General features: G+C 38.0%; 21 protein-coding genes. 18 read left to right on the top strand and 3 right to left on the bottom strand.

Annotated elements, in window-relative coordinates; genetic code table 11:
• Positions 1–10: 10 nt before the first annotated feature.
• The 6 genes from fbaA to CCAL9328_RS00285 are packed head-to-tail and all read left to right on the top strand — an operon-like array spanning position 11 to position 6,425.
• Complete coding sequence (fbaA, locus tag CCAL9328_RS00310; protein ID WP_169936553.1) at positions 11–1,075, top strand: class II fructose-bisphosphate aldolase; 1,065 nt, start codon at positions 11–13, stop codon at positions 1,073–1,075.
• Between the two features lie 4 nt (positions 1,076–1,079).
• Positions 1,080–2,408: a MotA/TolQ/ExbB proton channel family protein gene (locus CCAL9328_RS00305; protein WP_169999671.1), complete on the top strand. Its 1,329-nt coding sequence runs from the start codon at positions 1,080–1,082 to the stop codon at positions 2,406–2,408.
• Positions 2,395–3,483: an OmpA family protein gene (locus CCAL9328_RS00300; RefSeq protein WP_169999669.1), complete on the top strand. Its 1,089-nt coding sequence runs from the start codon at positions 2,395–2,397 to the stop codon at positions 3,481–3,483. Before CCAL9328_RS00305 ends, CCAL9328_RS00300 begins: the two co-directional genes overlap by 14 nt.
• Positions 3,480–4,328 carry a 1-aminocyclopropane-1-carboxylate deaminase gene (locus CCAL9328_RS00295; protein WP_169999667.1) on the top strand — a complete coding sequence of 283 codons (849 nt, stop codon included), beginning with the start codon at positions 3,480–3,482 and terminating at the stop codon, positions 4,326–4,328. Before CCAL9328_RS00300 ends, CCAL9328_RS00295 begins: the two co-directional genes overlap by 4 nt.
• Positions 4,325–5,620, top strand: a complete 1,296-nt coding sequence (hisD, locus tag CCAL9328_RS00290; protein WP_169999665.1) for a histidinol dehydrogenase — start codon at positions 4,325–4,327, stop codon at positions 5,618–5,620. Before CCAL9328_RS00295 ends, hisD begins: the two co-directional genes overlap by 4 nt.
• Positions 5,621–5,675: 55 nt before the next feature.
• Entirely contained in the window at positions 5,676–6,425 is a 750-nt protein-coding gene (locus CCAL9328_RS00285) for a flagellin (RefSeq protein WP_169999663.1), read from the top strand.
• A gap of 115 nt (positions 6,426–6,540) precedes the next feature.
• On the opposite strand, the gene rpoD is transcribed toward CCAL9328_RS00285, so the two are convergent.
• Positions 6,541–8,400 (bottom strand): RNA polymerase sigma factor RpoD, encoded by a 1,860-nt coding sequence (rpoD, locus tag CCAL9328_RS00280; RefSeq protein ID WP_169999661.1) that lies wholly within the window; start codon positions 8,398–8,400, stop codon positions 6,541–6,543.
• A 153-nt stretch (positions 8,401–8,553) separates the two neighbouring features.
• Here rpoD and CCAL9328_RS00275 point away from each other — a divergent pair, with 153 nt between their 5' ends.
• Both CCAL9328_RS00275 and flgG read left to right on the top strand, forming a co-directional pair.
• Positions 8,554–9,366, top strand: a complete 813-nt coding sequence (locus CCAL9328_RS00275; protein WP_169999659.1) for a flagellar hook-basal body protein — start codon at positions 8,554–8,556, stop codon at positions 9,364–9,366.
• Between the two features lie 11 nt (positions 9,367–9,377).
• The gene (flgG, locus tag CCAL9328_RS00270) at positions 9,378–10,166 is read left to right on the top strand and encodes a flagellar basal-body rod protein FlgG (protein WP_169936569.1); all 789 of its coding nucleotides are present in this window, start codon (positions 9,378–9,380) and stop codon (positions 10,164–10,166) included.
• A 140-nt stretch (positions 10,167–10,306) separates the two neighbouring features.
• Here flgG and CCAL9328_RS00265 read toward each other — a convergent pair whose 3' ends face one another.
• On the bottom strand, positions 10,307–10,819 hold the full coding sequence (locus CCAL9328_RS00265) for a YMGG-like glycine zipper-containing protein (RefSeq protein ID WP_169999657.1): 513 nt from the start codon (positions 10,817–10,819) through the stop codon (positions 10,307–10,309).
• 200 nt (positions 10,820–11,019) lie between these two features.
• Here CCAL9328_RS00265 and CCAL9328_RS00260 point away from each other — a divergent pair, with 200 nt between their 5' ends.
• From CCAL9328_RS00260 to CCAL9328_RS00245, 4 genes are all read left to right on the top strand, one after another.
• Positions 11,020–11,640 (top strand): AzlC family ABC transporter permease, encoded by a 621-nt coding sequence (locus CCAL9328_RS00260; RefSeq protein WP_169999850.1) that lies wholly within the window; start codon positions 11,020–11,022, stop codon positions 11,638–11,640.
• A gap of 60 nt (positions 11,641–11,700) precedes the next feature.
• Positions 11,701–12,045 carry a branched-chain amino acid transporter permease gene (locus CCAL9328_RS00255; RefSeq protein ID WP_169972184.1) on the top strand — a complete coding sequence of 115 codons (345 nt, stop codon included), beginning with the start codon at positions 11,701–11,703 and terminating at the stop codon, positions 12,043–12,045.
• Between the two features lie 94 nt (positions 12,046–12,139).
• A complete protein-coding gene (locus CCAL9328_RS00250) occupies positions 12,140–13,189 on the top strand; it encodes a type II asparaginase (RefSeq protein ID WP_502707290.1) in 1,050 nt (349 codons plus the stop codon).
• Between the two features lie 128 nt (positions 13,190–13,317).
• Positions 13,318–13,914: a LysE family translocator gene (locus tag CCAL9328_RS00245; RefSeq protein ID WP_169999655.1), complete on the top strand. Its 597-nt coding sequence runs from the start codon at positions 13,318–13,320 to the stop codon at positions 13,912–13,914.
• A 478-nt stretch (positions 13,915–14,392) separates the two neighbouring features.
• Here the strand turns inward: CCAL9328_RS00245 and CCAL9328_RS00240 are convergent, their stop codons facing one another.
• Positions 14,393–14,794: a hypothetical protein gene (locus CCAL9328_RS00240; RefSeq protein WP_169999653.1), complete on the bottom strand. Its 402-nt coding sequence runs from the start codon at positions 14,792–14,794 to the stop codon at positions 14,393–14,395.
• 73 nt (positions 14,795–14,867) lie between these two features.
• Between CCAL9328_RS00240 and CCAL9328_RS00235 the strand changes: the two genes are divergently transcribed.
• The 6 genes from CCAL9328_RS00235 (at position 14,868) to CCAL9328_RS00210 (ending at position 18,532) form a co-directional block, all read left to right on the top strand.
• Positions 14,868–15,116 (top strand): hypothetical protein, encoded by a 249-nt coding sequence (locus CCAL9328_RS00235; protein WP_169938594.1) that lies wholly within the window; start codon positions 14,868–14,870, stop codon positions 15,114–15,116.
• Positions 15,117–15,262: 146 nt separating this feature from the next.
• On the top strand, positions 15,263–15,934 hold the full coding sequence (locus tag CCAL9328_RS00230) for a response regulator transcription factor (RefSeq protein WP_169972187.1): 672 nt from the start codon (positions 15,263–15,265) through the stop codon (positions 15,932–15,934).
• Positions 15,935–15,973: 39 nt separating this feature from the next.
• The gene (locus CCAL9328_RS00225) at positions 15,974–16,963 is read left to right on the top strand and encodes a sensor histidine kinase (RefSeq protein ID WP_169972188.1); all 990 of its coding nucleotides are present in this window, start codon (positions 15,974–15,976) and stop codon (positions 16,961–16,963) included.
• A gap of 64 nt (positions 16,964–17,027) precedes the next feature.
• Positions 17,028–17,573 (top strand): glutathione peroxidase, encoded by a 546-nt coding sequence (locus tag CCAL9328_RS00220; RefSeq protein WP_169999651.1) that lies wholly within the window; start codon positions 17,028–17,030, stop codon positions 17,571–17,573.
• A 9-nt stretch (positions 17,574–17,582) separates the two neighbouring features.
• Positions 17,583–18,161: a nitroreductase family protein gene (locus tag CCAL9328_RS00215; protein ID WP_169972190.1), complete on the top strand. Its 579-nt coding sequence runs from the start codon at positions 17,583–17,585 to the stop codon at positions 18,159–18,161.
• 17 nt (positions 18,162–18,178) lie between these two features.
• Positions 18,179–18,532, top strand: coding sequence for a ferritin-like domain-containing protein (locus tag CCAL9328_RS00210; RefSeq protein WP_211436816.1), 354 nt, complete (start codon positions 18,179–18,181; stop codon positions 18,530–18,532).
• The last annotated feature ends 20 nt before the right edge of the window (positions 18,533–18,552 follow it).

The following is an 18,552-nucleotide window of genomic DNA, read 5'->3' as shown; positions in this document are numbered from 1 at the left end:
GGAGGATAAAATGGGCGTTTTAGATGTTGTAAAAGCCGGTGTTGTAAGTGGCGAGGATCTAAATAAGCTATATGCATATGCAAAAGAGCAAGGTTTTGCTATACCTGCAGTAAATGTCGTAGGTTCTAACTCTGTAAATGCGGTACTAGAAGCGGCAAAAACGGCAAATTCGCCCGTTATTATTCAATTTAGCAACGGTGGAGCCAGTTTTTACGCAGGTAAAAGCTGTCAGGGTGGAGATGTTTTAGGTGCTATTGCTGGAGCTAAGCATGTTCACTTGCTAGCAAAGGCTTACGGAGTGCCGGTAGTGCTTCATACCGATCACGCCGCTCGTAAGCTTTTGCCTTGGATAGATGCTCTTATACAGGCTTCAAAGGAGCATAAAAAAACTCATGGTATACCACTTTTTAGCTCTCATATGCTTGATCTTAGCGAAGAGAGTTTGGAAGAAAATTTAAGTACTTGTGAAAAGTATCTAAAAGAACTTAGCGATCTTGACATCGCCCTTGAGATAGAACTGGGTGTAACCGGTGGCGAAGAAGACGGGGTGGATAATACAAATGTCGATAACGCACTTTTATACACACAACCCGAAGATGTAGCTCTTGCTTATGAAAGACTTAGTAAGATAAGTGATAAATTTAGCATAGCCGCAAGTTTTGGCAATGTTCATGGAGTTTATAAACCCGGCAATGTTGTTTTACGTCCCGAAATTCTTAAAAATTCACAAGAGTATGTCGCAAAGAAATTTAATACAAGCGACAAAAAGCCTGTAAATTTTGTATTTCACGGTGGAAGTGGCAGCGAGCTAAAAGATATCAAAGATGCCGTAAGTTACGGCGTGATAAAAATGAATATCGACACTGATACGCAGTGGGCGTTTTGGGATGGTGTGCGCGAATACGAAGCCAAAAATAGAGGCTACCTTCAAGCGCAGATCGGTAACCCCGAAGGCGATGATAAGCCGAATAAAAAATATTACGATCCAAGAAAATGGATAAGGTGTGGCGAAGAGAGCGTGATAAAACGCTTGCAAGTTGCATTTTCTGATCTGAACTGTTTAAATAGGAATTAATAAAATGTCGGTCAATAACGACTTTAGCGATCTTGCCTTACCTCAAACCAAGGCAGACCGCTCTATCTTTGTTTTTTTTAAGATTATCTTTTTACCGGTTGCTACCTTTGTTTTAGCCTTGCTTGCATACCTTGAAGTTATCAACTTTGAGATGAAAGCGCACACGATAGTGATGATGGCTATTATCTTGATCGTAGCCGTGATATTTACTCGTCATAGTGCGGAGTATGCGTATAGTATTTTTCGTGCAAGAGGCGATGATTTTAGGCAAAGCCTTAAAAAATTTATCGTTTCACATTTGCTTGAAATTTCAGGACTCAAGAAGTCAAGAGCCGGTTTTAATGAATTTTTAGACGAATACACAAGAAATTTTAGAAATGACAATCTAGCAAGTATAGGCTCTGCCGTATTTCCTATGCTTGGAATTTTAGGCACATTTATAAGTATAGCCATGTCTATGCCTTCGTTTAGTTCAGGTACGGCCGGAGAGCTTGAAAAAGAGATAGCTATCTTGCTAAACGGTGTTGGTACGGCATTTTATGTGTCGATATACGGTATATTTCTTGCGCTTTGGTGGATGTTTTTTGAAAAGATAGGTATATCAAAATTTGAAAAATTTGCCAACGAACAAAAAGAGTTAAGTAGAGAATTTTTCTGGCAAAAAGACGAGCTTGAACAGTTGTATATGAGTGCTGCAAGTTCACATTTTGAAGATATGAAAGTCATGTTTACCCGAGTAAGCAATGAAGAGTATTTTAAACGGCTTGATAGCGTTACTGAGGCTAAATTTAGCAACTTTATGCAGCTTGAAGAAGCGCAGCAAAAAATAGTCGCTCAAGCTTCCGAGACTTTAGAGCAAAATGTAAAAATTTTAAATAAAGCCGCAAGTAGACAGGACGAATTTATTAAAATTCATTCAGATATTTTAAATGTCATGTCTTCGTTTAACGACTCTTTAAAAGAGTTGGAGTTAAAAATTTCAACCCAATACAACAGAGCAAGCGAACTAAATGAGAGCAAGATGGTAAGTCTTGATAAAAGTGTGGCTAAATTCTCGGAAAATTTAAAACTTTTTGACTTAAGTTTAAAAGAATTTTCGGTTAAACTTTTAAATGAGCAAAATGCTGCTATGAAGTCGTTTAGGCAAAGTATTTTTGATGGAGTAAGCGAATTTAAAAGTGTTTATGAGCAGGAGATAAAGAGTTCTGAAAGAGAAAAAGAGCGTGATGTCTTGATCGCGGAACTTAAAAAAAGCGTAAAAGAGATCGATCAAGAAGCTAGCTTAATCATACAAAAAATAGAAAATGCAAATTTGATAGATGAAAATAGATAAAAAAGACCAAGCATCCTCGACATTTTGGGTTTCGTATGCAGACCTTATAGCGGGATTGCTTTTTGTTTTTATGCTACTTATCGGCGCGATAGTCGTTAAGTATGTTCTTTCTCAAAATACCCTGGCAAGCAAAGAGCAAGCCATAATCGCAGCTCTTGCAAATTTAAAAGACGAACAAGGTAAAAATATCACGCTTGATAGGCTAAATGCAGCCTTAAAAAGCGAGCTTGCAAAAATAGGCGATGAAAATTTAGAGCTTAAAAAAGCAAATGAAATTTACATAGTTGAGCTTGATGCGCTAAAAGAGCGGTTAGAGAGAGCTGTAAATGAAAATTTAGACGCAAATACAAGTATAAAAGACCTAAATGCGAGTATTTTAAATTTAAATCAACAAATGATAATCCTAACAGACGAGTTAAAAGCGGCTGAAGAAAACGCAACAACTCAAAGCGAAGATAATGAGAAAAATTTAGCTAAAATCGCCTTTTTGCTCGAGCAGGTAAGCCAAAAAGAGGCTAGATATGATGAAATTTTAAGAGACCTTAATATAACAAAAAGTCGTATTAAAAATTTAACAGGCATTAGAGTAAAGGTTATAGGGGCTCTTAAAGAAAGACTCGGAAGCGATATCGCTATAGATCCGAATTCAGGAGCTTTAAAACTAAGTTCTTCTGTCCTTTTTGATAAGGGTAGGGCGGAGATAAAAGATGAAGTTAAAAATGAATTAAAGCTTACCTTACAAAAATACTTCGATGTGCTTTTAAATGATGAAGAGATATCTAAAAACATCGATCAAATTATGATAGAGGGCTTTACCGATAGTGACGGAAGCTATCTTTATAACCTCGAGCTTTCGCAGCGCAGAGCTTATGCTGTGATGGATTTTATAAATTCATATAGTAGCGATGAAAATTTAAGAAAACATCTCGTTGCAAGCGGCCGTAGCTTTAACGAGCTTGTAATGAAAGATGGAGTAGAAGACAAAGACGCCTCACGAAGGATAGAGATAAAATTTTTGATCTCAAACAAAGAGGCGATAAAAGAGATAGAGAAATTTTTGGAACATACGCCATGATAGAGAAGTTTAAATTTTGCGGACGTGAGATGTTTTTGCTAAGAGACGATCTGCTTGGCGAATTTAACGGCAACAAGGCCAGAAAGCTTGAGTATTTTTTAAATAGCGACTTAAAAGGTATAAAACGCATAGTCTCACATGGTTCAAGTCAGTCAAATGCCATGTATAGTCTTAGTGTGTTTGCAAAGATGCGAGGTCTTGAATTTTGCTTTGTGGTTTCTCATTTAAACTCGAATTTGCAAGAAAAGCCTGTTGGAAATTTTAAATTTGCCCTACAAAACGGCATGAAGATATTTGTCGCGCAAGATAGAAGGTCACTTGCAAAAGAGCTAGCAAGCCAAGATGATGCTTTTTTTATAGAAGAGGGCGTGGCGATGACTGAAGCCGAATTTGGCTTTAAAACACAAGCTATGCAAATAGAAAAATGGTGCGAAAAAAATAGCATAAGACCTGATATCTTTTTGCCATCAGGTACAGGAACGAGTGCAGCTTATCTTGCTAAAAATTCAAATTTAAGAGTATTTACTTGCCCTTGTGTCGGCGATGTTAAATTTTTACAAGATGAAATTTTTGCTCTTGATAAAAATTCAAAAGTTCAAATTTTAAATCCTCCTAAGAAGTATCATTTTGGGGATTTAAAACTTGAGCTTTATAAAATTTGGCGTGAAATTTTAAACGAAACAGGAGTTGAGTTTGAGCTCATTTACGATCCGGTCGGCTTTTTAACGCTATTTTCAAATTTGGACGCATTTAGCGGCGATATCCTTTATATTCACCAAGGAGGAATTCTTGGCAATATAAGCCAAAAAATGCGATATGAGAGAAAATTTAAAGGAGAATTATGAAATTTTTACACACAAACGACGCTGATTTTAGGGATAAATTCTCACAACTAGTAAGGCGTTCTGATATGGACATGAGCGGTGTTATGCCGACTGTTATGAAAATCATCGAAGATATAAAAAAAGACGGAGATGATGCACTTTTTGCGCAAATAGCAAAATTTGATAAATTTACTCCCACATCCACACAGGATCTATTGATATCAACCAAACAAATGCAAGAGGCTTATGACGCGCTTGATAACACGCTTAGAGAGTCGTTAAAGCTAGCTTACGAGCGCATAAAAGCCTATCACGAGCAATCCGTGCCAAAAACTTGGAGTATGCGTGATGAGCACGATGTGCTTTTGGGTGCTAAGTATACTCCGGTAGATAGAGCGGGACTTTATATACCGGGTGGTAAAGCGGCATATCCTAGTTCGCTTTTGATGAATGCTGTTCCTGCCATAGTTGCAGGAGTAAAAGGGATAGTGGTTTGCACCCCTGCTATCGGCGGCAACGTAAACTCTCTTTTACTTGCAGCCATGCATCTTTGTGGTATCAAAACGGCATTTAAAATAGGCGGAGCAAGTGCGATAGCGGCCATGGCATACGGAACTAAGAGTGTTCCAAAGGTGGATGTTATAACAGGTCCCGGAAATATCTACGTAGCAACCGCTAAAAAGCTTGTTTATGGTGAAGTAAACATAGACATGATAGCGGGTCCAAGCGAGATAGGTATCATAGCGGATGACAGCGCAAATGCTCGCCATATCGCGATCGATCTTTTAAGTCAGGCAGAGCATGATGAGCTTGCAAGTAGCTTTTTAATAACTCCGGTAGAGGCTTTTGCTAATAAAGTTTCAAAGCACGTTGCAAGTGAATTAAAGAGTCTAAAGCGCGAAGCTATCGCAGCAGAAAGCATACGCAATAAAGCCGCGATAATAGTAGCAAAAGACATGCAAGAGTGCGTTGAGCTTATGAATGAACTAGCTGTAGAACACCTTGAAATCGCGACAAATGACGCACTAAGCTATATGAACGACATAAGGCATGCCGGAGCGATATTTTTCGGACATTTTACACCAGAAGCCATGGGTGATTATCTAGCCGGACCAAATCATACTTTGCCAACGGGCGGAAGCGCTAGATTTTACTCGCCTCTAGGGGTTGAAAATTTCATGAAGAAAAGCTCTATAATCTCTATTGGCAGAAAAGGCATAAAAGAGCTTGGCAAAGCATGTATGAATTTAGCCGATGCAGAGGGGCTTGGCGCACACGAAAGATCGGTAAAAGTTCGCTTAGAGGATTTTTAGGTTAAATTTAGTTTAAAACTATACAATGCCTTGTAAATAGAGTAAAGGGGTTAAAATGAAGTTGAACAACTTATCTGCGACAAATATGTATAATGTTGCACAAAATAATAACGACCAGCAAGAAAAAGCTTTGAAAAATATCGCTGTCGCGCGTGCTTTAGGTGGGATTGACGGCTCAAACCTTGCTATCGCGGACTCCCTTATGCTCCAAAGTAACACTCTTGAGCAAGGTATTGCTAATGCAAACGATGCCATAGGCATGCTTCAAATCGCTGACTCCACGCTGTCAAATTTAAGCCAAAGTGCAAATCGTATAAATGAACTTTCGGTATCTTTAAATAATGCTGCGTTAAATGACAGCCAGCGCTCAATGATACGAGGTGAGATCAACGCACTTTCAAATTCTATGAGCGATAGCCTAAGTAACGCTACGTTTAACGGTAGAAATGTTTTTGGATCAGAGCTAAATTTTGTTACAGGCAATGGCATGGAGAGCATAAATTTAAACACAAATTCTTTAATGACAATAGATGAAGATGGCTCTAATGCAACCGATATAATCTCTAATATCAATTCTCTTCGCACTCAAATAGGCTCTGCGCAAAATGGTATAGCTTCAGGCATAAATGCTTCTGTTGCGCAAAGTATAGCACTAAAAGAGAGTGAGAGTAACCTGCAAAACAATGATATCGCCAAGAATTTAAATGATCTTCAAAATGCAAATTTGAGCATAAATGCAGCCATTTTGGCGCAAACACATAATATTACAAGCTTGCAAACCCAACTTGATAGACTTCTTTCATAAGCCCAAATTTGGGCTTATGTTTTTATCTGCTTAAATTTTTATATATTCTATTAAAAATTTGAAAATTACAATGTATTAAAATGTAGTTTTGTCAAAAAAAGAAGATCGAGAGAAATTATCCCTCGATGTAGTTTTTGAGTTTTCTGCCCACTTTAGGGTGTTTTAGCTTTTTAATGGCTGAGCTTTCTATCTGACGAACACGCTCACGAGTTACATTAAGAGCCTTGCCTATCTCTTCTAGTGTTCTATCGCTTTCGTCTTCAAGTAGACCAAATCTCATGCAAATAACAGCTTTTTCACGGTCGTTTAGCTGAGAGAGAACCTCGTCTATCTGCTCTCTAAGGTCGCCTTTTAATATCTGCTCCATTGGGCTTAATGATGTTTTATCCTCGACAAAGTCTCCAAATTTTCCATCATCTTCGTTTGCTATCGGAGCTTCTAGGCTAATAGGCTCTTTTGTGATTTTGATGACTTGTTTTACCTTGTCTATGCTTAGTCCGACCTCTTTTGCAATGATGCTTACATCGGGCTCTTTCCCCTCTTCTTGGAGGTATTTTCGGTTGATTTTATTGATACGATTGATCGTTTCTATCATGTGTATCGGTATGCGGATAGTTCTTGCTTGATCGGCGATCGCGCGAGATATGGCTTGACGTATCCACCATGTTGCGTAAGTTGAGAATTTGTAGCCTTTTCGGTATTCAAATTTATCAACAGCTTTCATTAAGCCGATATTTCCCTCTTGGATAAGATCTAAAAATGGCAAGCCACGGTTGGTGTAGCGTTTTGCTATACTAACGACAAGGCGTAAATTTGATTTTGCCATTCTGGCTTTTGCCTCGTCTGAAATTTTCTTTCCGCGTTTTATCTGCTCTAAAATTTCTTTTAAGACGGTTGGATCAAGGTCAAATCCTTGCTTGCTAGCCTCTTTTGTTTGAAACAATTTCTTTATCTCAACATAAGTTGAAACCATTGTCGCTTCAGGAACACGTGTAGCTATCTCTTCTTTTGATAGTTTTACTATGTCTTTTAGTATGCTTTTGTGATTTTTCTTAAGTTCGTCACTAAACATTGGCAAGCGATACTCAAGGCGTTTAAGTTCTCTATCAAATTCGTCGTCGCTTTTTAGCGCAGTTTCCATTGATTTTACGATCTCGCTTATAAGCTTGCTTGTTGGGCCTAGATCCATAAGCTTATCTTTTAGAATTTTCTTTTTAAATGCAAGAGTAAGTTTTGACGCAGTATCTTCGTTCTCAACTTTTTCTTGTTTATTGGCTGTTTTTAGCCACTCTTTTTTGGCTTTTTCAAGTGCTTTAAAGCTTTCTATAACTTTTTCAGCGCGTTTGTCGTTTTTGAGTGATTTTTTAGGAGTTTCTTCATCCTCATTTTCCTCCTCATCGCTCTCTTCTTCCTCGTTTTCATTTTCACTTTCACCATCATCTTCAAAGCTTTTAAAAAGCTCTTTTACGCGACGTTCACGGTTGATAAGCGGCTCTTTGTAATCAAGTATAAAGTCTATAAGAAATGGCACCGAGCAAAATGCATCTATGATAATATCTTCGCCAAGTTCGATTTTTTTGCTGATTTCTATCTCTTCTTCTTTTGTTAAAAGCGCTATTTGCCCCATTTCGCGTAGATACATCCTTACTGGACTATCTGAGCGTGACCATTCTAAAAAGTCGTTATCGTTTGCAAGGTCAAATTCTTCTTCTAAATTTAATTCATTTGAATTTTGCTCTTTTTCGCTCTCTTTTTGGCGTTTTTTAGCATCTGCTATATTTCTTGCTTTTGCAACCTCTGCGGCAGTCATAAGCTGAACTTTGTTTGCGTTAGCCAATGCTTCTATCTTTTTAACCACTGTTGCCGTTGGGGCTTTTTCAAGTAGTTTTACTAATTTTTCATAAGTAACAAAACCCTTTGCGTTCTCGACAAAAAGTTCCTCGATTTGATTAAACGCGTCTTTGCTTGTACTCATAAAATTTCCTTTCCGATTGGCGATTTAAAAATATCTGACTATGTTTTGAAGAAATGTGGATTATACCGAAATTTTATTAAACGTATATAAATTTAAAGTTGGAACGTATTTTGCTTTAATTCGTTTTGATATAAATTTGAACTAGGAAAATCTATGCAAAATGGCTACTATCAGGCAACGGCAGGTATGGTTACGCAGTTTAACCGACTAAATGTCATAACAAATAACCTTGCAAACGTAAACACTATGGGATTTAAAAAAGACGGCGTGGTTGTGGGGGATTTTGAGAGAATTTTTAAAGAGGTTCACGATGAGCTTCCACTTAAAAACCACACCAAAGATGCTGCTAAATTTTTAAACAGAACGCTAGATAGAGTTCCGCAGGTAAGCGAGCAATATATTGATTTTAGCATGGGAGGGATAAAAAATAGCACAAATACGCTTGATTTTGCAATTAAGCGAGACGATGTATTTTTTCTAATCGATACTCCAAGTGGTGTTAGATTAAGTAAAAATGGCTCTTTTAGTCTTGATGAAGACGGTTTTGTTGTTACGCAAGAAGGCTACCGTGTATTGCCTAGTGGATATGAAACTATGCCTTTGGCTCAAAGAGGCATTCAGGTGCCTCAAGGAGAGGACTTTAGAGTGGATACAAGAGGAAACGCTTATGCCAATAACGAGCAAATAGCTAAATTTTACATGGCTCAACCACGAGAGATAAGAGCTCTTGAAAAGATAGGGGATAATTTTTACAAGCCGAAAAATTTAGATGATATAGTAGATATAAATGAAGCAAATGTTGTCTTACAAGGATATGCACAGATGTCAAATGTAAATCCTGTAACCGAAATGGTTGGACTTATAGAGACACAAAGGTTGGTTGAAATGTATCAAAAAGTAATGACAAGTCATATGACTGATCTTAACCAAGACGCTATTGATAAACTTGCAGCAAGTAGAGGATAAAGGATAAAAACATGATGAGATCACTTTATACGTCAGCAACAGGCATGATAGCCCAGCAGACGCAAATAGACGTTACCACACATAATATTGCAAACGTCAATACTTACGGCTTTAAGAAAAATCGCGCAGAATTCGCAGATCTTATGTATCAAGTAATGGAGTATGCAGGAACTGCCACAAGTCAGACTACTACAAGCCCAACCGGTATCGAAGTAGGACTTGGCGTTCGACCGACTGCGATAAATAAAATTTTCTCGCAAGGGTATTTTAAAGAGACGAGCAATAACCTTGACGTTGTCATCGCAGGGGATGGATTTTTTCAAATTCAGCTACCTGACGGCACAACGGCTTACACTAGAAACGGCGCCTTTAAGCTTGATAGTGAAGGTACGATCGTAAATTCTGACGGATACGCTTTGATACCTCAGATAACCGTTCCTGCAAACGCTACGCAAATTTCTATCGGTACTGACGGAACTGTTTCCGTGCTTCAAGCCGGCGAAACCGATATGGCGCAAATCGGACAAATAGAGCTTGCAAATTTTATAAATCCAGCAGGTCTTCACTCTATGGGGGATAATAACTATCTTGAAACGGCAGCAAGCGGAGATGTTGTCGTAGGTGTTGCGGGCTTAGATGGACTTGGAACTATTAGACAAGGATTTGTTGAGATGAGTAACGTGCAGCTTGTTGAAGAGATGACTGATCTTATCACGGGGCAACGCGCGTATGAGGCAAATTCAAAAGGGATCACGACAAGTGATGCGATGCTTGAGATCGTAAACGGACTTAAAAGGTAAGTAAAATGAGCTATATGCTTTTAATTATCGGTTTTATTGTGTTGATTTGGGTGGCTGATATATTATACTTTTCAAACGAAGAAGCCCATAAATTTTCAAAATAAATTTATGACTTTCTAGCCCGTTTGTGGGCTAGAATTTTACTTTTCCGGGCATTTTGTATTTGGTTGGATACGAGTATCAGAGCCTTGAGATGATATCATGTAGGCTTCTCCGGCTATAAACTCACATACTTTTCCTGCTTGTGTAGAGGTAAATACCTCATCGCCGATTTTATACACCAAACTTACTGCATCAACGATAGTGGCTTCATCGCCGACTTTACTGCCACCGACTCCGCCAAGTGTACCACCCACTATTCCTCCGATCACTGCACCTTTATCCGACGAACCGCCGCCTAATGCATAGCCAGTAACCGCACCAACTGCGGCGCCAAGCACCGCTCCAACGGTTGTGCTTTGTGTTTTTGTTCCGCTATCTTCAACTGCAACTCTTGCAGGCAAGACTTCAAGTATTGTTACTACTTTTACGCTTTGTTGTCTGTTTAATTCGCCTTGATTATATACGTTGCCACCCATTGTATCGGCAGTTTTTGCACCACATCCTGCAAATAACGCACCACAAATTGCAAGCGAGATAAATTTATCTTTCATTGCTTCTCCTTTTTAAAGTCATTTTGATTATACACTTAAATTTTAAATGAGTATTTTTTATTACATTAAGAAAACTATTTTAAATTTTTCCTTATACTGAGATTTAAGTTATGTTTTTGTATTATTCGCGTTTTTAAGGCATTTTAGTGGAACAAAATTTAGATAATAAATTCATCTTTAAACTCTCCATACCTGTTTTTATGGGTTATTTTCCATTGGGTATAGCATTTGGCATAGTTGCTCATAGTGTAGGCATAAGTCCTTTTATAGCTCTTATGCTTAGTATGCTTTCTTACGGAGGGGCCGCGCAATTTATGATGCTTTCGCTTTTTGCGGCAAAAACTACTTTTTTAGAAGTTTTTGTTGTGTCTTATCTTGTAAATTTACGCCATACTTTTTATGGACTTTCGCTTTTAAAAGAATACAACGGACTAAAATTTAAAATTTTTAATATCGCTACTTTAACGGATGAAACATTTGCTATCTTTAAAACATTACATATCGAAAATTTAGACGATAGAGGTCGCGTTTTTACTGCGCTAAATTTTCTTTCTTGGAGCTACTGGGCTTTAGGAACGGCAACGGGAAGTTTTGCTGGTATGCTTATAAAATTTGATATGAGCGGACTTGAATTTAGCCTAACCGCACTTTTTATAGTCATAGTTATTGAGATGTTTAAAACAGATAGAAATTTTAAAGTCCTTGGTGCGGCTTGTATTTTTGGAATTTTAGGACTTGCGCTTTTACCGGTTAAATTTTTACTTGTTGGCTCGATGCTTGCATGTTTTGTATTTATTTTAATATTTAAGGATCGTTTGTGATTATTAAGATAAGATTTTGCTACATTATCGTAACACTTTAAATTTAACACGGAGATTTGCATGAATATAAGCACAATATCTAACGAATGGATACTTTTTTTGGCTGTTATTTTAAGTTCTATTGCAACATTTATAACCCGTGTAACACCATTTTATATGATAAAAAACTATAAACCAAGCCCATGGTTGAACGCAATACAAAAACATATGGGACTAATGATAATGGTGATTTTGGTATGTTATGCGTTAAAGGATACTAGGCTAAATGCCTATCCATACGGGGCAAGTGAAGCGATGGCTGTTTTGATTGCCATTTTGGCTCATCTTAAATTTAAAAACACCCTAGTTAGTATTGTCATTTCAACTTTGTTTTATATGTTTTTTATTAGAGTTTTTAAAATTTAATAAAATTAAAATATTAATTGACTTTCTAAATTTTACCATGTATAATTTCTCCTAAGTTTTATAAAAACCATTTTATTTTAAAGGAGAATGTATCATGAGTTTTTCATTCAAGAAGGTGGTGGCAATTATGCTTCTTTCAGCTGTTGCGGCTTTTGCAAAGCCTACGATTTACATTTTAGCTACTGGTGGTACCATAGCTGGTTCAGGTGCAAGCGCTCTTGATTCTAGTTATACTTCGGGCACAGTTACGGTTGATAAACTAATCGCCGCAGTTCCTGAGATCAACAAGATCGCAACCATCAAAGGTGAGCAAATTTCACAAATCGGCTCTCAAGAGATGAACAACGAGGTTTGGCTAAAACTTGCAACTCGCGTAAATGAATTACTAACTAGCGGCAAAGCTGACGGTGTCGTTATCACTCACGGTACTGACACTATGGAAGAGACCTCATATTTTCTTGACTTAACAGTAAAAAGTGACAAACCTATCGTATTTGTAGGTGCTATGAGGAATAGCGGTTCACTAAGTGCAGACGGTCCTTTGAACTTATTTAACGCTGTAAATGTAGCTATAAGCAAAGAAGCTGTAGGTAAAGGTGTTTTGGTTACAATGAATGACGAAATTCATGCTGCTCGCGAAGTAACAAAAACAAACACAACTGCAGTTGATACATTTAAGTCGCCAAACAGCGGTAAAATCGGTACTGTATTTTACGGAAATGTAAAATTCTATATGAACCCTATCCGCAAACACACTGTAAATTCAGCATTTGATATCACTAAGATCAACGAACTTCCACGTGTTGACATCATCTATAGCCATGCAAATGACAATCCTGACTTTGCAAATATCGCTATCAAAAACGGTGCAAAAGGCATAATCAGCTCAGGTATGGGTAACGGCAATCCATTTCCAACTGTTCTTGAGGCACTTGGAGAAGGTGTTAAAAAAGGCGTTGTAGTAGTTAGGGATTCTCGTGTAGGAACAGGTGAGACTACTCTAAACGGCGAAGTTGATGATGCTAAATACGGCTTTTTGGCAAGTGATAATCTAAACGCTCAAAAAGCTAGAGTTCTTTTAATGCTAGCTCTTACACAAACAACAGATAAAGCTAAAATTCAAGAACTATTCTTAACTCATTAATATAGTAGATAGAGCGCAAAAGGTTACAAGTTAGCCTTTTGCGTGCTTTTACAGTGTTTTGTTTTTTTGCAGTGTATACCGTGCTTACTTCGTAAAATTCGACTTAATTCAGCCACTTAAGGCGCATCATGAACTATCTTCTCTTTGTTGTTACGTTTTTTCCTATTAGTTTTATGCCAGGCATTAATATGACTCTTGCTTTAAGTATTGGTATGAGTATGGGCTATATGCGAGCTATACCTATGATATTAGGGCAACTTGTAGGTGTTGTTTTGGTTAGTTTTTTGTGTATTTTAGGGGCCGCTACGCTACTAATGAGATATGAATTTGTGTTTGAGATGATAAGAATTTGCGGTGCGATTTACATCATATATCTTGGCATTATGCTATTTTTTAGTCGTGGCAAACTATCTGTAAAAAGCTATAAGGGAGATATGAATAAAAGAACTTTATTTACACAAGGACTTATAATATCGTTTTCAAATCCAAAGGCTTGGATATTTTTCGCGGCTATTTTGCCACCTTTTTTAGATAAGCAAGATCCGTTTAGGACTGGCATGTGTCTGCTTGTCTTTTTGCTCGCTCTTGTAGAATTTACCTGTCTTAGTATCTACTCTTTGGGTGGTGCGGCACTAAAAAGGATACTTTTTAATCATCTTCGAATGTTAGAAATTTTTACTGCTAGTTTGATGTGTTTTATTGGGATTTGGATGATTTTAAGCTAAATTTAGACACATTTATAAGCCAGAGCCCAAATTTAAAGAGCTTATATGTTTAAATTTTAGTCGCCAAAGCGATTAAATATACCATCAAGCGCGAAGCATTTACTCTTTACTCTACCTTTTTAAAATATACGTAGTTCTCGTTCTTGCCAAAGATTTTTAACCCTTGGTTATCCTTTAGGTCAAGTCCGCGAAATAGCATAAATAGTGGTTTTGTATTATCAATACCATCTAAATTTATAAACTCGCCTTTTGTTACTTTTGTAAAATATATATCTACTCTGTTGCTCCTTACTATACCTTTACATACGACTTCATAATGTTCAACAAGGCTTAAATTTATCTGTGTCGCACCATTGCTCTCTATCTTGCCGATACTTAGTGAGTAGCCATCTTTTTGGCCTTGATTACCTCCTGCATATGTGCCTTTCCACAGCTTGTCGCGGTATGGTTGAAACAGTGCTTCTATCGCACCAAATGCCTATCTGGCGTTTTTAGGGGCTTCGTTTATGCCACGACTTCGTATGTTTTTGTTCTTGTCATCGTAGCTTGCGCCTAGCGCCCACGAACCACCGTCAAAGACCGGCATGTCTGGCTTATACTCCGCTTTATACTTGTGCATATTGTATTTATCAACGATATTTTGTATCTCGTTAAATATCCCAGCGTCCGCCTCTATCGTGCCGCTTAAAGGGTGGTCTTCGTCGATGGTGATGAGCGCCTTGCCGTCTGCTCTCTCTACCTTGTAGCTCTCGCCACCAAAGCGGTTCATTGCAACATCCTCGTAGTAGAAAAAGGAGTGCATATCGATTGGTTTTGTATCTGCATATACTGCCACACTTGCTAGTAAAATAGCCATAAAAAAGCTTTTTAATATAGACATTTCCACTCCTTGTAGGTTTGTTATGAATTCTATCTTTTTAAATTTAAAAAATGCAAATTTGCAGGATTAGGCAATGATTTTGCATAATCATTCTACCGCCCTTTGTGTGGTGTTAAAGAGTAGCAAAATAGCAAGCATGGGCTCGGCGCTCATCGGCTCGCTTCAATACGGAAGTGGCGTCATCTCATCGCTAGTGTATGCCTATTTTAAGAGGCACTCGGCTGTTCCTATGTGCGTTTTCATCGCGTTTTTCACTTTGCTTAGCTTCGTGGTGATATTTTATAAATTTACGGTGGTAAATTTAAAGATACTCAAGCGATAAAAATAAAAATGTATGCAATTTACGCAAATAATTTTTTAAAGTAAATTATGAAGTTTTAGAGCTTTATAAAATTTTTAATACATATAATTTTATACACATTAAGGACACATATATAAGCTATAATTTCATAAATTTAAGGAGCTTATATGTTTAAAATTTTAGTTGCCGAGGATGATGAACTACTAAACGAGATGATACAAGTAAAGCTAAAAAACGAGGGCTTTAGCGTAAAGAGCGCGTTTAACGGCGTGGAGGCGGTGGAAATTTTAGAAAGTGAGCATATTGACCTGCTTATCACTGACGTTATGATGCCTTTGCGTGATGGATACGGCCTAGCAAAAGAGGCAAAGCTCATAAAAGAAAGCCTGCCTATACTCATGATAACCGCCAAAAGCGAGATAGTGGATATACAGAGGGGCTTTCTAAGCGGAGCCGATGATTATATGAGTAAGCCTATAAATTTAAAAGAGCTAGTTTTAAGGGTAAATGCCTTGCTAAGGCGTGCAAAGATAGTAAATGAAAAGAGGCTCTCATTTAAAGACACGGAGCTTGACTACAACGCCCTAAGTGTGAGTATAAACGGCGAAAAGGTGGAGCTTACGCCAAAGGAGTTTTACCTGCTCTTTTTATTGCTCTCAAACGAGGATAAAATTTTCACTCGCTTTGAGATAATGCAAGAAATTTGGGGCTTTGAAAGCGGTAGCGATGAGAGAGTCGTCGATACTCACATAAAAAAGCTAAGGCAAAAATTTGAGCACACAAGCGACTTTGAGATAGTCACTATCCGCGGTCTTGGCTACAAGGGTAAAATCTCATAAAAAAAGTATCTAATCAGCCTAAAATCCTATATCGCCATAATGTCTTCGCTCACATTTTTATTTATTGCCATATTTTCATCATCTTTGGTCGCGCTCATACTTTGGCTTTTTGATATACGGCTAAGTCTGTTTTTTAGCGTTGCGATAGTTTGCGTGCTTACTACGGTTTTAAGCACGGCGACATTTTACTTTGGCACGGCTTATTTTTTAAGATATATTGAGAGGTTTAACAAGGCTTCTAAAAGGATAGGAGATGGCGACTTTAGCGTGAGAGTGGAGCGAAACAGAGATAAATTTAGAGGAAATTTCATCTACCTGCACGAGCTTGATGAGTTAGCCGATAGCACAAATAAAACGGTTAGCGAGCTTGAAAAGATGAATTTCTTGCAAAAAGACTTCATCTCAAACGTATCTCATGAGCTAAAAATACCGCTAAGCGTTATAAGTGGATTTTGCGAAATTTTACTTGATGAGCCAGATGAAGCGGACAGGAAAAGATACCTAAACCTCATCCACGCCGAGGCAAACGCCCTAAGTGAGCTTTGCGAAAATATGCTACTGCTTTCAAAACTTGATAACAACACTATCGTGCCACAAAATGACGTCATCCGCGTTGATGAACAGATACGAAAGGCACTATCCGCACTCATACAAAAGCACAAAAGTGAGCATGAGCTAGAGCTTCTTTTAAACCCCGTAAGCCTAAAAATTAACGCCTCTATGCTTATGCAAGTGTGGATAAATCTGCTAGATAACGCCCTAAAATACTCAAAAAGTAAAATTTGCATAGAGTGCTTTGAGCAAAACGGCGAAATAGTCGTGCGTATAAAAGATGATGGCGAGGGGATAGAGCCAAGTAAGCTAGAGCGGATATATGATAAGTTTTATCAATGTGAGGAGTCACATAAAAAGAAAGGAAGCGGACTTGGGCTATCTATCGTAAAGCGAATTTTAGAGCATTTAAGGGGTGAGATAGAGTATAAAAACACAGAGTGTGGCGTGCAAGCATGTGTAAAATTTAAAGTGTGAAATTTAAAAGGACACATTAAGGACACATAAGAGCTGTATAATTCTCAAAAATAAAGGAGAATAAATGAAAATTTACGACATAAATGTTACTACAAATCGTGGCGAGAGCAAGTCTATGAGCGAGTATAAGGGCAAGGTGCTGTTAATCGCAAATACAGCTAGCAAGTGTGGCTTTACCGGTCAATACACCGAGCTAGAAAAGCTAAATGCGGAGTTTAAAGACAAAGGGTTTTGTGTACTTGGCTTTCCAAGTGATAACTTCGCAAACCAAGAGCCTGATGATGAAAACATAGCTAAAAACTGTCAGCTAAATTTTGGTGTGACATTTGAGCTGTTAAAAAAGGGCGACGTAAGAGGTGAAAACGCGGCAGAGATATTTAAATTTCTAACCTCAAAGCAAGGATTTAAGGGCTTTGACAAGGAGCATCCGCTAAGTGCGAAAGTAAGTGAAACGTTAGAGAAAAACTTCCCTGAAATTTTAAAAGGTGATGGCGTGAAGTGGAATTTCACTAAATTTTTAGTGGATAAAAATGGCGAGGTTGTAGCGCGTTTTGAGCCGACAGCTTCGTTTGATAAGATAAAAAATAGCATAGAAAATTTACTTAAATAAGGAGCAAATATGCAACTTTTAGAAGCGATGCAAAAACGAAAAAGTGTGCGTGAGTTTAACAGATATGTGCCTACAAAAGAGGAGATAGAGGCGGTTATAGATGCGGGGTGTTTGTCGCCGACACTATTTACGACAAAAGATGCTCACATAAGCGTCATCACTGATAAGGAGCTTTTGCACGAGCTTGACGCGGCGGCGGTAAAGAAATTTGGCGGCGCGCTTGATATGATGGGCGTTAAAAATACCCTTTACGATGCGCCGGTTTATATTTTACTTTCGGGAAAATTAGTCGAAAAGATGCCACAAGGCTGGGAGTTTTTAAAGCCTGAGAATATGCATAGAAACGTTTACTGGGCGATGGGCTCAGTGATGCAAAATATGCAACTTCGCGCTACCGAGCTTGGGCTTAGCTCTTGCCTTGTAAATACAGTCGTGGTTACACTATTTGATGAGCCAGAGCTTGCTAAAAAGGCTGGCATACCTGATGGCTACTCTCCGCTTTGCTCTATCGTGCTTGGCAAGAGTGATAAAAATTCAGATGAGCCTAGAGCGCCAAATAGAAGCCATTATGGCATAAGTTATATTTAAAATTTAAAGGAAAAAATATGTCAAACAAAAATGAAATTATCAAATCATTACAGTTTCTTGTAACAAACCTTTCACAAGCGGCGGATTTGCACGCTATGCAGTCTAGGATTTTTGCTAGTCAAGGCTTTTCAAAACTAGCCGAAAAATACAAAGAACACGCGGCCGAAGAGCGTGAGTTTGTGGTTAAATTTATGGATAGGATCCTTGACTTGGGCGGTGAGCTAAAACTAGAGTCAAAAGAAAGGGATAAGGTCTATAAAGACGCGGTGGAGTTTATAAAGGCTGACTTTGAAGTATCTAAAATGGACTATGCGAAGTTGCTACTTTTGTCGAAAACGCAAAGGCTGACTACACTACGTATGATTTGCTAAAAGAGTATTATAAAGATGAA

The organism is Campylobacter sp. RM9328, from assembly GCF_012978615.1.
This window is presented reverse-complemented; position numbering and strand designations above follow the sequence as displayed.